This is a genomic window from Acidobacteriota bacterium, assembly GCA_026393675.1.
In the GTDB taxonomy this organism is placed as follows: domain Bacteria; phylum Acidobacteriota; class Vicinamibacteria; order Vicinamibacterales; family JAKQTR01; genus JBAXOX01.
In genome coordinates this window covers 84,003-98,656 of record JAPKZQ010000043.1, presented here as the reverse complement: position 1 = coordinate 98,656, position 14,654 = coordinate 84,003, and the positions used below count along the sequence as shown (strand labels likewise).

Sequence of the window (14,654 nt, the reverse complement as noted above, 5' to 3'; positions counted from 1 at the left end):
TGAATCGGAAGGTGACACGCCTCTGGAATATAGCATCTCCCCGCCATGCTGGGGCACAATCAGACCATGCTCGTGGCCGCTCTTGACACGACGACCCGCCTGGGGAGCCTCGCCATCGTGCGCGACCAGCGCGTCCTGGCCACACGTGTTGGTGATGGCACCCGTCCGCATGCGACACGGCTTCCCGGCGACCTGCTCGATCTGCTTGGCGACCAGGGCCTGGCCGTGTCTGATGTGGACGTGTTCGGGGTGGCCGCCGGCCCCGGCTCGTTCACGGGTCTCAGGATTGGGCTGGCTGCGGTCCAGGGACTCGCCTTCGCCAGCGGCAAGCCGGTCGTCGGCGTATCCGCGTTCGAGGCGGTGGCGGCGGCCGTCTGGGCCGACCAGCCGGCTCTCGCCGACGCCTCGTTGGCCATCTGGCTCGATGCACAGCGTCACGAGGTGTTTGCCGCGGTGCTGCGAATGATCGGAACGCGCGCTGCGGGAACGGGACCGGAATTCGAGTACGTGGACGATCCGTCGGTGGCGACGCCATCTGTCGTTCTGGAACGGTGGATAGGAGAGGCCTGGTGGGGACATGTGACCTTCGCAGGCGATGGGGCGCTGACCTATCGGGACATCCTGTCGGAACGCCTGGGCACGGGGCTGCGCGTCATTGCCCCGACCCCTTTGCTGGCACCCGCAATCGGACGGCTGGCCGAGCAGCGGGCGGGAGCCGGAAAGGCGCTGCCGCCGCACGCGGTCAAACCGATCTACGTTCGCCGGTCAGATGCCGAACTGGCGCGTGATCGACAGCGGGCTGGCGGCGCGTGATGGTGCCGCTTGTTGAAGCCTTGGGCGGTCAAGACGACCTGACTGGCGTGATGGAGGTCGATCGGTCAAGCTTCGCCACTCCGTGGTCGCGGGAGATGTACGAGGCAGAACTCCAAAATAGCGGAATCTCCTTCATCGTCGTCTTGCGGACTCCGGAGTGCCGGGTCGCCGGGTACTGTTCGCATTGGCTGGTGGTCGACGAAGTGCACATCAACAACGTCGCCGTCAGGCCGGAGTACCGCGGCCGGGGTTTTGGACGGTGCCTCGTCGAATACGTGCTCCGGGAGGGTCGAAACCGGGGCGCCATCCGGGCGTTGCTCGAGGTGCGGCGCGGTAACGCGGCGGCCAGGCAACTCTACGAAAACCTGGGGTTTACGACCATCGGCGTGCGCCAGGCTTACTACAGGGAGCCAGTGGAGGATGCCCTGGTTCTTGCGAGAGAACTCCAGAATATTGAATCAAATCCGAATACTTGAACGCGCTATGGCCTTGTGGTAACTTGCCCGTACACCCCTGACGACACCCGATCGCAACCGCGATCGGGGCCCTGCGGGGTCCAGCCTATGTTGCTCCACCGACTCACCCACGCGCTTCTGACCGGCCCCTATGGAAGGAGGCGAACCGCATGACGGCAGACGCACCGGACTTGACGTCCACCTTGCTCCAGAATGACGATGAGTTCCGTCAACTCACCACGAAACACAAGGAACTGGAACATCGCCTTTCTGAACTCGCGCACAAGACCTACCTTTCGGAACCCGAACAAGTCGAGCAGGCCACCATCAAGAAGCGGAAGCTCCAGCTGAAGGACCGGATGGAAGATATCACCCGGCGGCTTCGCGGGCAGAGCGACGCACAGGCGTTGACGGCCTAGATTCGCGACATGACCTCCGGGCGGTCTCGAAGCCCGGAACGAGCAGATTCGATCCACGCAGCCAGCGTTCAAAGCGGACGCTGGCTGCGGTCGTTTTGGGGGTGGTTGAGCGTTGACGGGGCCGCCGCGAAGTACAATGAACACGACATGAGCATTGACCGGGCGGGCTGGCCGTTTATTCTGACGCCCGTATTGATTGGGAGTGTCTCGGCTGCCACGGGATTCTGGGTTCCGGCGGTGGTGCTGGTCGCGCTGGCGTCGTTCATGGTGTTTTTCTTCCGGGACCCCGATCGGCTGGTGCCCGGTGAGCAAGGCCTGGTCATCGCGCCGGCTGACGGGCGGGTGCTGATAGCCGGCGACGCCGATCCCACCGTCGCTCCACCGGGCGTCTGGACCCAGGTCAGCGTGTTCCTTTCGCCGATTGACGTGCACATCAACCGGATTCCTGTCGGCGGGCGGGTGGCGAAGATCGAGTACAAGCCTGGCCGGTTTCTGGCTGCCTACCGATGGGAGGCGGCGTCGGCCAATGAGCGCAACGACATCTGGATTGACCACGCTGGAGAGATGGTGGTGTGCCGGCAGGTGGTCGGCGTGCTGGCGCGACGTCTGGTCTGTCGGACCCGTGTCGGCGACGAGGTTCGGACTGGGGATCGGTACGGTCTGATGAAGTTCGGTTCGCGCATTGACTTGTTCCTGCCCCGCCATGTTCGGCTGCGTGTTGGCAAGGGCGACCGCATCCGGGGTGGAGAAACCGTGGTGGCCTCATGGTGAACCCGGTAGACGACCAACCAAACGGCGACAGTTCGTTCGACGAACAGGAAGCCTACCGGTTCCGAGCGCGCTCGCGATTCAGGCGTGATCCCGCCCAGCGGCGTCAGCGGCTCCGGCGCGGAGTCTACCTGTTGCCGAGCCTGTTCACCCTCGGCAACATGTTCTGCGGGTATCTGTGCATCCTCTATGCGATTCGCGGCGAGTTCGAGGTGGCCGCTCCGTTTATCGGATTGGCGGTTGTGCTCGACATGCTGGATGGGCGCATCGCGCGGATGACGAAGACCGAAAGCGCGTTCGGGGTCGAGTTCGACTCGCTCGCTGATGTGATCTCGTTTGGGATTGCGCCGGCCGTGCTCGCCTTCATGTGGGGCTTGGAACCGCTGCAGCGCCTGGGCTGGGCCGTCGGGTTTATCTACGTGGCGGCGACCGCGATCCGGCTCGCGCGATTCAACATCCAGACCGGTAGCAATGTCGACAAGCGCTATTTCGTCGGATTGCCCAGCCCCGCGGCGGCGGCGATTCCCGCCACGACCGTGTTCTTCTACTCTGAAGGGTTCAAGCAGCCCCATAGCGCGCTGATCGCGCTCGCCGTTGTCTTGGTCCCGGCGTTCCTGATGGTCAGCACCATTCGCTTCTGGAGCTTCAAGACGTTCGATTTGCACGCACGCCGCTCGTACAAGGTGCTGGGGCTTGTGGCGATCGCGTACGCCGCACTCACGATTCGCCCGCAGGTGTTGTTTATCGTGATCGCCTACACGTACCTGCTTTCTGGATTCGTTGGCCTGTTGTGGGGACGACTCCGCCGCCGGCGAACGCTAACTCCCAAGGCCGACACGCCCCGACCGACAGTCCCGTAGGGGCCCGCCCCTATGGATTCCTACCGTCTACCGACTCCTCAGGGGATGGTCTGTCGACAACCGGCAGGGACAGCGTCACCAGCGTGCCGACGCCGGGCTCGCTGTCGACGACGACGGTACCGCCGTGGAGTTCGACATTGCGTTTGACGATGGTGAGCCCCAGCCCGGTGCCAATCGCCTTGGTTGAGAAGTAGGGCTCGAAGATGCGGCCGAGTGCGGAGCGTTCCATACCGACGCCCGTGTCGCGGACACTGAATTCGAGGCGGTGGAGGTCGGTCGACAGGCGGGCGCTGATCGTCAGGGAGCCTCCGCCCGGCATCGCGTGCAGGGCGTTCTCGACGACGTTGGCGAGGGCCCGGCCGACCAGCGACCGATCCACCGAGATGGCCGGAAGCGTCGGCGGCACATCAACCGACAGGTGGATGCCTGACGGAAGCCCCGTGCGGTAGGGGGCGATCACTTCGGCCACCAGGTCGGCCGGCGTAATCTGTACCGGCCGGGGCGTCGGAGACGACGCGAAACTCGAGAAGTCCCCGGCTATCTGCCGAAGCATCCGCACCTGCGTCAGGATCGAATCGATGCAGTTCTCCAGCACCGGGCCCAGCGGCGATCCACGATCCTGGTGCACCCGCCGCAGATGCTCGGCCGAGAGCTGGATGGGCGTCAGAGGGTTCTTGATTTCGTGAGCAACCTGGCGGGCCATGTCCGCCCACGCCTCGAGCTTGTGGGTGCGTTCGGCCGATGCCTGGTGGCGCTTGAGGTCGACCGCCATCGCATTGAACGCGTCAACCAGGCGGCTCAGCTCGTTCGACGAGGTCATCACGAGCCGGACATCGAGATCGCCCTGTGACAGCTTCCTGGTGGCCCGCTGGAGGGCGCGCACCGGATCGGCGATGCGCTCCGCCATCCACCATCCGAGTCCTGAGCCAAGCAGGACGAAGAAGACCACGGCCAGCAGGATCCGCCGGTTCAAGTCATCGATCTCGCGCTCAATCGCCTGCTGCCGCAGCGTCAGAGGAACCGTCAGGATGGCGTCGTGGCCGGAAAGACGGGCTGGTGCGGCCGCTACCAGATATGAGAACGATCCCGCGCGTTCCTCACCGACAAATGTCGCGCGCCGGTCGAGTGCAATGGCCCGGAAGACGTTCGCTGATGTGCGCGTGGGCAGGAGTCCGGACGCGAATAAATCCCGCTCGCTGGTGGCGGCCAGCAGGGCGCCGTCGTAGACGTTGACATCCTGATCGATCACCCGCGCGATCCAGACCATGATGTCGTCGGTTAGCGGCTGGCCAGGGCTGTCAGTGCGTTCCTGGAGCCGGTCGTAGTCCTCGACCACGCGTTGCGCCACGGTCGCGGTCCGGATGGCGGCCTCTTCAATGCCGGCGCGCAGCTGCCCCGACATGTAATTCTGGGCGAGGGCCGCGAGAAACAACACCGGCACAACGGCTGCGGCGACCACCGCGAGGGCGAGCTTGCGGTAGAAGCTCGCCCTGATCTCGTTGAACAGATCGCGGCCGCGGTCGGCTGCCGAGAGACCCAGCGCGCTGGCGAACGCACCGAGCAGCAGCCAGAGCACATACACGACTCCGGCGAGCGTTGCGAGTTCGGCCAACACCACGAGATGCCCCAATGCATCGAGGCTCGGCAGGCGGAGCGCGTAGATGCCCCCCCGGTCGTTGGAGAGATAGACGTCGTAGGAGCGTCCGGCCGAAACCTGCTTCGTCCAGAACGGCGTCCGGGATGCGTAGACGCGGCGGAACGTCTCGTCGTCGAGACTGGACGCCCCCGAGGCGGACTCGAACAGGGGCCGGCGACTCCAGCCATAGACGGCGAACTCGGTCTCCCGCGCGTGCGTCTTGTCGGGCCCCGCGCTCCTGCCGGTCCGGAACAGCTCCACGTACGGATTCTGCGAACTGAGAAACGGCAATGCGGCGTAGTCGAGCATCGCGTGGATGACGATCGCCCCGACCATGTGCCGGCCAGTGGGCCCATCAGCGCACAGGGCGCGCCCGGCGTGCAGGAGCCGGCGCTCTTCAGAGCCGAAGGGAGAGACCTCCTCGACCATGTCCCAGCCGCACGACGCCTCCTGCCATTTCTCCTGGGTGGACGTGTACTCGGGCAGATTGAGGGCAAAGCGGCTGACCAGCGTACCGTCGGCGGAGTACAGCTCGACAGCCGAGGTCAGACGATAGATGCCAAGATCGGTTTGGGACCAGACCAGAAATGCCGATTCGGTCGGCGGCGACGCCGTCCGCGGCGGAGCTTGCGTGGCGGCCAACTCGGCGAGGCCGGGCACTCGATCAATCTGGTTCCAGGCACTGCGCACCCGCACCTGCAATTCGGCTCGCTGTCGCATGACCTGCGGGGCCAGCTGGGTTTCGACCACCGAGTGGTTGGCGCTGGTGGCGTGGACGAATGCTGCGGGGTAGAAGGCGTACGACGGCAACGCCAGCGCGAGAAACAGGGCAGACATCGATGCGCTTTGCGAGGCCCGGCGCCGCCAATGCGCGAAGCGAACCGATCCCCAGGCCAGGACGATGGCAAGCAGGGCCGGCGGCACGATGGTCCACCCTGGTGTGTCGGTCGGAGTCAGTCTGGTGGCCACGACCCAGATGGCGAGCGGTCCAAGCCAGCAGAGCGTCCAGGCGGCGCGGACGGGGAGCGTTTTGCCGGGGTTGAACCACAGTAGTCCGAAGCGCAGCAGCGTGACGGCTCCCCACACGACCGCCGCGTGAAGGCCAAGGATTGCGACCGATAAGGCCAGTCGTCGCGGTTCCCAGGGATGCACGGAGAAGCTGAGGAGATCGAGGCCCGGAACCTCCGCCAGCGCGTGGAGCGCGGCGTCGTACTTTGCCAGGAGGGTGGTGACGGCGGTGGCGGCCGCACACTGGGACGCGACAAAGAGCGCGAACGATGCGGTGCCTGGCTGGACGACTCGACGATGGCGTCTCGACGCAATCCGAAGACGAGTCACCGCCTCTCCCGCAATCGCGGCCATGGCCAGGACGGCCAGGGCCGTCGCGAGCAGATCGACCGGCGTGGCGAGGTACGGTGTGATCGCACCAGCCACGATCCCTGTCACATCCAGCGTCGGCGTGATGGCCGCCAAAGAGGCCGCCACTCGGGCCAGCACGCGGGCCCCGACGATCGCGCACACGGCGCCGATGACGCAAGTCGCGGCAACCATCCCCGATCGGCGCCGCGCCGATCGGGCCATCAACGGCAGCGCCAGCCACCCACAGAGCAGGGCGCAAAGGCCGATGGCGGCTGCCCCGGTCGTTCGGCGCAGGCGGGTCCTCGCCGATGCGACATCGGTGGCGAGTACGGTCCCTTCCAGCAGAGGTTCACCCGACGTCGCGGCGAGCAGAAACGCGTTCGGGTGCCGCGATTCGCCTGCGCCCTCGTATCGGGTACGCAGGTGCACGGGAACCAACGCCGACGGCCACAGGAGTGCGTCGGTTGTCGGGCCGGCGGCCGCTGCGGAGGGTAAATCCCGCTCGGAAACGATGGTCCCGATTCTGCGGGTCGTCGCCCCGGCTGTCTGCTCAGTGATCGGTTGGACCTTGACGATGCGCGTCCCTGACGGACCCGGCGCGACAAACACGGCCGCAGGGCCGATCACCCGGGCGCGCAGCCATCCGAGGTCGGACGGCCGACCGGCCCACGCCAGTGGCGTGTCCTGGGCGGAGTAGACCGTCACCGCCGCGTCGGCGTCGACGCGAGAGGCCAGGGCGGCGAACAGCTCACGGCTCGCGGTCAGATCGGTCGCCGCGCGGCTGATCAGATCGCGCCGGGCCGCGATGTCCGATGTGGTGGCATCGAGCGCCGCGACAATCGCCGCGAACGACGTCTTGACACCCGCGCCGACACGGGCGATCGCCTCGCGATCGCTCCACCCGAGCTGGTGCACTTCCCATCCGAGGCCGCCCACACCAACGGTCAGCTGCAGCGCGGCAAACCAGGTGAGCACGCGTCGGTATGGTGGCGGGATTCGCATCGGTTCTGATCACCAGCAGCATAACCGTGGCGGAGGTCGGGGACAAGGCGGCCGCCCGATCGGGCGTGCGCGCACGGCTCGCGGCAAAGCGTGCTATAAGAGGAGGCGGCTGACACTGGCCCTCCTTTCGCGGATAATCCGGGCTCGCGCGATGATCCAACACGTCACGGTCAAGACCGTCATCAAGCGTGGCGCGCTCATCGCCGCGGCCAACTGGCAGTTGACGGCCATTCATTTTGTGGCGGATTCCACGTTCAAGATGCTGGTCAGCGTGCCCGTTGTCGGGGGCGTGTTGCTGGTCGCCCTGGTGCTCGGGCGGGATCTGCCCGAACTGGTGGGCGGAGACCTGAGGACGAGCATGGCCTTTGTGGCGTCGGCGCTGCTGGCCGAACCCTACGCGCTGGCGGCATTCCTGGTCGCGGTGGCGCTGGTGGCCACGACCGGGGCGACTTTCATGGTGCTGGTCAAAGGCGGGAGCGTCGTGATCCTCGCCCAGGGCGAACGGGAGGCCGTGGCGGTTGAGGAGCCGCCGCTTCTGCTGCGCCCGTTCTGGACGGCGGCCAAGTTCTCGATTGAGCGCTACCAGACCGGGTGTGTGACCGTGTTTCGGCGCTATCTTCGGTTGGCGCTGCTGCTCGGCGTGATCTACGTCCTCTCGGCAGGCGCGTATCTGGGCATCCTGTTTGGGCGGTACGGCGGCAACCTCGAGAGCGGTCTCGACTGGACGCTTGCCGCGGTGGCGCTGTCGGCGGCGATGGTGGTCTGGATCACGTTGATCAATTTTATCTACCTGCTGATCCAGGCGGTGATCGTGGTCGAGAATTGCAGCGTCAGGAACGGCGCGCGCCGGGTCTTCGGCTTCCTGCGCGCCGAACCCCGCCTGGCCTTCAGCGTGCTGGGCGTGGTGCTGGGGTTGGTGATTGGCGCGACGTTCGTGTCGCTGATTGCCACAACCAGCCTCGGACTGATCGCGTTTGTGCCGCTCGCCGGTCTTGCGGTGATTCCGTTGCAGCTGCTGGCTTGGATGTTCCGGGGCATCGTGTTCCAGTATCTTGGGCTCAGTGCGCTCGGAGCCTATCTGTCCTTATACCGACGCCATACATCCCCGGCGCCCGAGACCGTGGATGTGAACCCGACCCGACTCGAGCCCCTCGAACGGTGACGCCATTATGATCAACTACGACACCTATCTGTCCAGCGCCGGCGAGAAGATGCAAGGCTCGGCCATCCGCAAAATGGGGGTGGTGGCGGCGGGCATTCCCGACATCATTTCGTTCGCGCCCGGGTATCCGGATCCGAAGGCATTCGCGTGGGCTGAGTTCCGCGAAATCGCGTCGTCGCTGTTGAGCGGGAGTGATCCAAACGCCCTGCAGTACGGCCCCACGAGGGGATTTCGGCCGTTGGTTGACGCGCTTCCCGAGATCGTGACCGGCCGGGGTATCGCGGCGACCACCGACCAGGTGCTGATGACCACCGGGTCGCAGCAGGGGCTGGACCTGCTCGCGCGAGTGCTCTGCGATCCGGGCGATGTCGTGCTGGTCGAGTTGCCGGCCTATACCGGGGCGATTGCGGCGTTTCGCAATGTGCAGGCCGATCTGGTCGGCGTGCGGCAGGAGGCGGATGGCATCGATCTGCACGATCTCGAGCTGGTGCTCGTGCGGGAACGCGCCGCCGGCAAGCGGGTCAACGTGATCTATGTCGTGCCGAATTTTCAGAATCCCACGGGGCAGTTGATTTCGTTGGAGAAGCGGCGGGGCCTGCTGGCGCTGGCGGAACGACACAACCTGCTCATCATCGAGGACGATCCGTACGGTGACCTCTACTTCGGTGAGAACGAGGCGCACCTGACCCGGCCGATCAAGGCAGACGATACGGAAGGCCGCGTCGTGTATCTGAGCAGTTTCTCGAAGACCCTGGCGCCGGGTTTCCGTGTCGCGTGGGTGGTGGCGCCCGAATCGCTTGTCGCCAGGCTCGATTTGGCCAAACAGGCGGCGGACCTCTGCACCGGGTCGCTCGATCAACGTATCGTGTTCGAGGCGTGGAAGCGTGGCGTGTTGGCCGCCCGGATGCCGGGCTTGCGGACACACTACCGCGAGAAGAAGACGGCGATGGAATCGGCGATGCGCCAGCATCTGGGGGATGTGGCGGCCTGGCAGGAGCCTCGGGGCGGTTTCTTTCTGTGGGTGGCGCTGCCGACGCACCTGAGTGGAGAGGCACTGCTGGCGCGGGCTACTCAAGAGAAGGTCATCTATGTGGCTGGTGCCGCGTTCTTCGTCGATGGCACCGGGCAGCATTTCATCCGCTTGTCGTTCTCGCTGCCGCCGATCGATCGCATCACGGAAGGTGTGGGACGCCTGGCGCGCGTGGTCAAGGCTGCCTTGGCGGGATCGTCTTGATGACTGCAGATGGCAGCGTTTCCGGCAGCAGCAGCTTGCCGGGAGGGTAGATCATCGGCACGAGCGGCGGCTCGATCGGGTCGAGCGTCTCCGGCGGCAGCACGAGATTGCCCGGCATCGGATCGAGCGGCTCGAGCGGCGGCTCGACGGTGGGGCCCATCGCGAAGAGCTGGCCTCCAGCCGTCAACACAATTGCACGTGGCGGGACCGGGCCGGCCCAGGGGACCAGATGTGGCTGGTGCAGCGGCCTTCCGGCGAGCGCCACAGAATCCATCAGCGTGCCGCGGTCGACGGCAAATGTCTTCAACTCACTGGCGACGGTCACCAGGATGAGCGTATCGCCGACCAGGATGGGGCCTCCGACAGGCCTCGATGGCAGGCGCTGCTCCCACTTCAAGTCGCCGCCGCCTCTGCCGAGCGCGACCAGTGAATTGTCGAGCGATGCGAAGTACACGCGCTTGTCGTCGGCCGCGACGGCGCCACCAACGTCGCCTCCGGTCCGCCACCGCCACTTCTGCCTTCCATTGTCGGCAATGAGCGCGCACAGGAAGTTGTCTGACGTTCCGACAAAGACCCTGTCCCTGTTGAGCGTCAGCACCAGCGGTTCGCCGCCGACTTTGCGGGTCCACTGAGCCGCGCCGTCTTTTGCGGAGAGTGCGATCACCTGGCCATTGGTCAGACCGATGAAGATGCGGTCGGTGTCACCGGTCGGCAGGGCGCGCGCCGGGGCGGCGAGTGTCTGCCGCCACAGGAGACTGCCGTCGTCTGGGCGGAGCAGGAGCAGTTCCGGCTTCGTCGTGATCACGGCGATCCAGTTCGGACCGACGGTCGGAGCCAGCACGCTCGGGGCGCCCAGCGCCTGCTGCCAGCGCATTTCGCCTTTGGTGCTATCGAGACCGATGATCGTGGCACCCTTGACGGCCAGCACCAGGCCTTCGATCGCGGCGGGAGGTGCCGTGACGCCGTGGTTGGTTGACCAGAGCACCTCGCCCGTCATGAGGGATACCGCGGCCAGTCGACCGTCGCGAAGACCCACGTAGGCGTTGGTGCGGTCGAAGGCGGGCTGACCCACCGGGATCCCATCAAACGCGAAGTTCCAGATTGGATAGATCGGCGACCAGAACGCGGGCACGGGAGGCCGCTTGGGCGCGCCGAAGGCGAGGTGTGCCCCGGGAGCCAGCACCAGCGCCGAGACGACGAGGGTCGTCAGGACCACGCGTGCGGCTCCACGCAGAGACACACGTGCCGCGAGGGTTGCCGGGCCCACCGTCATTGGTCGCACCACACCGGTATAATACGTCAAAGCCCCAGAGCCCGACGGCTGTCGACCCACCGGGGCGCAGTGTCGTCGCGTTGTGGCTGGGAGTGACATGGCCGAGTTCGTTCATCTGCACCTGCACACGGAGTACTCGCTGCTCGACGGGGCGTGCCGCATCGAGGAACTGCTCGGCCTGGCCGAACGGTTCAAGATGCCGGCGCTGGCCGTCACCGAGCACGGGAACCTGTTCTCGGCGATTTCGTTCCACGACAAGGCTCGCGCGCACGGCATCAAGCCGATTCTGGGATGCGAGGTGTATGTCGCGCCTGGCAGTCGCCTGACCAAGAGCGGCGCGATCGGTGAGACGGCCAACCATCTGGTACTGCTCGCCGAGACCAACGAGGGCTTTCGCAATCTCATCACACTGGTCTCGTCCGGCTACACGGAAGGGTTCTACTACCGGCCGAGAATCGACAAGGACCTGCTGGCCCGGCACGCGAAGGGCATCATCGGCCTCAGCAGTTGTCTCAAGGGGGAGGTGCCAAGTCACCTGCGGGCCGATCAGATGCAGCGGGCGACCGACGCGGCGGCGACCTATCGGGACCTGCTCGGGCCGGGCAATTTCTTCCTCGAAATGCAGAACCAAGGGCTGCCCGATCAGGTAGGCGTCAATCGGGGCCTCGTCGAGATTTCGCGCGATATCGGCGTGCCGCTGGTCTGCACCAATGATGTGCACTACCTGCGGCAGGAAGATTTCAAGCCTCACGACATCCTGCTCTGTATCGGCACCGGCAAGTCGGTCAACGACGCGGGGCGCCTGAAGTACTTCGGCGACCAGTTCTTCCTGAAGACCCCGGAGGAGATGGCGGCGGTGTTCGGGGACTATCCGGATGCGATGCGTCGGACCGTCGAGATCGCCGAGCGGTGCAACGTCGACCTCAGCGACGCCGGGCCGCACCTGCCGAACTTTCAGGTGCCCGACACGTATTCGGTGGAAGGCTACTTCGATCACATATTGCGGGAAGGCTTCGAGGTGCGCCTCCCGCGTCTACAGGCCCTGGCGGCGCAGGGGCGGCTGAGGCACTCGATCGAGGAGTACCGCGCCCGACTGCAATACGAAGTCGATGTCATCAAGCGGATGAAGTATCCCGGGTACTTCCTGATCGTGTGGGACTTCATCCGCTACGCCCGCGAGCAGGGCATCCCGGTGGGACCCGGCCGGGGATCGGCCGCCGGCAGTCTGGTGGCGTATTGCCTGAAGATCACCGACATCGATCCGCTGCAGTACGACCTGCTGTTCGAGCGCTTCCTCAATCCGGAGCGCGTCTCGCTTCCGGATATCGACATCGACTTCTGCGAACGGCGGCGCGGCGAGGTGATCGAGTACGTGACCCGCAAGTACGGCCGGGAGAACGTGGCGCAAATCATCACCTTCGGCACGATGAGGGCCAAGGCCGTGGTGCGCGACGTCGGCCGTGTGCTGGACATGTCGTACGCCGAGGTGGACCGGGTCGCCAAGCAGATCCCGGCGGTGCTCGAGATGACCCTGGACAAGGCGCTCGAGGAGAACCCGGCGCTGCGCGACCTCGAGCGCAATGACACGCGGGTGTCGGAACTGCTCGGCGTCGCGAAGCGGCTCGAAGGCATAGCGCGGCACGCCTCGGTGCACGCAGCGGGGGTCGTGATCACACCGCGACCGGTGACCGAGTTTGCTCCGCTCTACAAGGGCGCCCGCGACGAAATCACCACGCAGTGGGGGATGAAGGAGATCGAGCGGATCGGCCTGCTGAAAATCGACTTTCTGGGCCTGAGCACGCTCACCTTGATCCGCGACGCCCTGGACCAGATCGAATCGACGACGGGTGAGCGGTTGGATCTCGAGACGCTGCCGTTGGAGGATACGCGCACGTTCGATCTGTTCTGCGAAGGTCAGACGCTTGGCGTCTTCCAGTTCGAAAGCTCGGGTATGCGCGATATCCTGAGGAAGGCGAAGCCGCGCCGATTCGAGGACCTGATCGCGCTGAACGCCCTCTACCGCCCCGGTCCGATCAAAGGCGGCATGATCGACGATTTCATCGCCCGCAAGCACGGGCGTGTCGAGATCAAATACGAGCTGCCCCAGCTCGAGCCCATCCTGAAGGAAACGTACGGGGTCATGGCCTATCAGGAGCAGGTCATGCTGGTCGCCAGCGAGTTGGCCGGGTTCAGTCTGGGCCAGGCCGACCTGCTGCGCAAGGCCATGGGGAAGAAGGACCTCGCGCTGATGGAGGCCCAGCGGGAGGCCTTCACGACGCGGGCGATCGAGCGCGGCATCGCCGAAAAGAAAGCGACTCGCGTCTTCGACCTCATCCAGCAGTTTGCCGGCTACGGCTTCAACAAGTCGCATTCCACGACGTACGCGCTGTTGGCGTACCACACGGCCTACTTGAAGGCGACCTATCCTCAACACTTCATGGCGGCGCTGCTGACCATCGAGTCGCAGAACACGGCAAAACTCGCCACCTACCTGCACGAGTGCCGCGAGCTGGGCGTGCCCATCCTGCCTCCAGATATCAACGAGAGCAACCTGGCGTTCACGGTGACGCCTGCCGGTGTCCGCTTCGGCTTGGGCGCGGTCAAGAACGTCGGCGAAGGCGCGATCGCCTCTCTGCTGCAGGTTCGCACACAGCAGGGGCGGATCCAGTCACTGCACCGCCTGTGTGAAGACGTCGACCTGCGCCTCGTCAACAAGCGGGTGTTCGAGAGTCTGGCGAAGGCAGGGGCGTTCGATTCGCTGGCCGGGCTTGGTGGGGCGGCGCCGACCGAGCGGCCGCACGTGTTCAGGCCCCGCCTGATAGCGGCGCTCGATGCCGCCGTCGAGTACGGCAGTCGGCATCAGCGCGATCGGGACAAGGGGCAGACGCAGTTGTTTGGCGGCGGCGACGGACAGGCTGGCGGAGACACCGTTGTTCCGCTGCCGGCCGCGTCGCCCTGGAGCGATGCTCAGCAACTGGCCTACGAGAAAGAGGCCCTCGGCTTGTACTTGAGTGGGCACCCGATCGATCGCTTTGCCGACGATCTCAGGACGTTCGGGGCCCGGACCATCGGCGAACTGACTGCGGCGCAGGAGAAACCTGAGGCGCAGGACGATGACGAACACGGGCCGGATGGCCCGGGTGCGACACACCGTACCTCCGAAGACGTGGCGGTTGGCGGGATCGTGGCCGCCCTGCGTCCCCTCAAGACGAAGAAGGGCGACCGGATGGCGGCGTTCATGCTGGACGATCCGCACGGGACCATCGAGGTGGTGGTCTTCCCGGACGCGTTCAGCAAGGCCGCGGCGCTCTTGCAAAATGACGCCGTCGTGCTCGTTCGGGGCCGGTTCGAGCGAGACGACGAGACGATGCGGATTCTCGCCTCTGAGATTCAGCCGATCGAAGTTGTGCGGGCGCAGGTCACACAGCAAGTCGTGATTCGTCTGGCGGCGTCGGCCAACGACAAGCGCGTGTTGGGCAGCGTGTCGGATGTCCTGGCGCGTCACAAGGGCGAGTGCCGGGTCGCCCTGGAGATCGACGTGCTCTCTGGCGAGCGCGATCTTCGGGTGCGCGCCGAACTGTCGGGGCAGATGCGCGTCCGACCCTCGGACGCCCTGGTGGCCGACCTCGAGCGGATCTGCGGTCCGGGCACGGTCACGCTGCGGTAGGATCTC

General features: G+C 65.6%; 10 protein-coding genes. 8 read left to right on the top strand and 2 right to left on the bottom strand.

Features of this window, described 5'->3' with window-relative positions:
- Positions 1 to 45 precede the first annotated feature (45 nt).
- The 5 genes from tsaB (at position 46) to pssA (ending at position 3,315) form a co-directional block, all read left to right on the top strand.
- On the top strand, positions 46 to 813 hold the full coding sequence (gene tsaB / locus NT151_11145; GenBank protein ID MCX6539470.1) for a tRNA (adenosine(37)-N6)-threonylcarbamoyltransferase complex dimerization subunit type 1 TsaB: 768 nt from the start codon (positions 46 to 48) through the stop codon (positions 811 to 813).
- Positions 813 to 1,289, top strand: a complete 477-nt coding sequence (gene rimI, locus NT151_11140; protein ID MCX6539469.1) for a ribosomal protein S18-alanine N-acetyltransferase — start codon at positions 813 to 815, stop codon at positions 1,287 to 1,289. Before tsaB ends, rimI begins: the two co-directional genes overlap by 1 nt.
- A gap of 149 nt (positions 1,290 to 1,438) precedes the next feature.
- Positions 1,439 to 1,687, top strand: coding sequence for a DUF465 domain-containing protein (locus tag NT151_11135; GenBank protein MCX6539468.1), 249 nt, complete (start codon positions 1,439 to 1,441; stop codon positions 1,685 to 1,687).
- 147 nt (positions 1,688 to 1,834) lie between these two features.
- A complete protein-coding gene (locus NT151_11130; GenBank protein ID MCX6539467.1) occupies positions 1,835 to 2,458 on the top strand; it encodes a phosphatidylserine decarboxylase in 624 nt (207 codons plus the stop codon).
- Positions 2,452 to 3,315 carry a CDP-diacylglycerol--serine O-phosphatidyltransferase gene (pssA, locus tag NT151_11125; GenBank protein ID MCX6539466.1) on the top strand — a complete coding sequence of 288 codons (864 nt, stop codon included), beginning with the start codon at positions 2,452 to 2,454 and terminating at the stop codon, positions 3,313 to 3,315. The genes NT151_11130 and pssA overlap by 7 nt, the downstream gene beginning before the upstream one ends.
- 10 nt (positions 3,316 to 3,325) lie before the next feature.
- Here the strand turns inward: pssA and NT151_11120 are convergent, their stop codons facing one another.
- Entirely contained in the window at positions 3,326 to 7,312 is a 3,987-nt protein-coding gene (locus NT151_11120) for a HAMP domain-containing sensor histidine kinase (protein ID MCX6539465.1), read from the bottom strand.
- A gap of 151 nt (positions 7,313 to 7,463) precedes the next feature.
- On the opposite strand from NT151_11120, the gene NT151_11115 reads away from it, so the two are divergent.
- Together NT151_11115 and NT151_11110 are read left to right on the top strand one after the other, a co-directional pair.
- Positions 7,464 to 8,474, top strand: coding sequence for a hypothetical protein (locus NT151_11115; protein MCX6539464.1), 1,011 nt, complete (start codon positions 7,464 to 7,466; stop codon positions 8,472 to 8,474).
- Between the two features lie 7 nt (positions 8,475 to 8,481).
- The gene (locus NT151_11110; protein ID MCX6539463.1) at positions 8,482 to 9,708 is read left to right on the top strand and encodes a PLP-dependent aminotransferase family protein; all 1,227 of its coding nucleotides are present in this window, start codon (positions 8,482 to 8,484) and stop codon (positions 9,706 to 9,708) included.
- Here NT151_11110 and NT151_11105 read toward each other — a convergent pair.
- Positions 9,680 to 10,924 carry a PQQ-binding-like beta-propeller repeat protein gene (locus tag NT151_11105; protein MCX6539462.1) on the bottom strand — a complete coding sequence of 415 codons (1,245 nt, stop codon included), beginning with the start codon at positions 10,922 to 10,924 and terminating at the stop codon, positions 9,680 to 9,682. The two genes, NT151_11110 and NT151_11105, sit on opposite strands and share 29 nt — an antisense overlap.
- A 154-nt stretch (positions 10,925 to 11,078) precedes the next feature.
- Between NT151_11105 and NT151_11100 the strand changes: the two genes are divergently transcribed.
- Positions 11,079 to 14,648 (top strand): DNA polymerase III subunit alpha, encoded by a 3,570-nt coding sequence (locus NT151_11100; protein ID MCX6539461.1) that lies wholly within the window; start codon positions 11,079 to 11,081, stop codon positions 14,646 to 14,648.
- Positions 14,649 to 14,654: the final 6 nt, after the last annotated feature.

Bases quoted from the DNA above. Each gene is read 5' to 3' on its own strand.
- NT151_11100 (MCX6539461.1), top strand. From the start codon at position 11,079: ATGGCCGAGTTCGTTCATCTGCACCTGCACACGGAGTACTCGCTGCTC.
- NT151_11135 (MCX6539468.1), top strand. From the start codon at position 1,439: ATGACGGCAGACGCACCGGACTTGACGTCCACCTTGCTCCAGAATGAC.
- rimI (MCX6539469.1), top strand. From the start codon at position 813: ATGGTGCCGCTTGTTGAAGCCTTGGGCGGTCAAGACGACCTGACTGGC.
- tsaB (MCX6539470.1), top strand. From the start codon at position 46: ATGCTGGGGCACAATCAGACCATGCTCGTGGCCGCTCTTGACACGACG.
- NT151_11110 (MCX6539463.1), top strand. From the start codon at position 8,482: ATGATCAACTACGACACCTATCTGTCCAGCGCCGGCGAGAAGATGCAA.
- pssA (MCX6539466.1), top strand. From the start codon at position 2,452: ATGGTGAACCCGGTAGACGACCAACCAAACGGCGACAGTTCGTTCGAC.
- NT151_11130 (MCX6539467.1), top strand. From the start codon at position 1,835: ATGAGCATTGACCGGGCGGGCTGGCCGTTTATTCTGACGCCCGTATTG.
- NT151_11120 (MCX6539465.1), bottom strand. From the start codon at position 7,312: ATGCGAATCCCGCCACCATACCGACGCGTGCTCACCTGGTTTGCCGCG.
- NT151_11115 (MCX6539464.1), top strand. From the start codon at position 7,464: ATGATCCAACACGTCACGGTCAAGACCGTCATCAAGCGTGGCGCGCTC.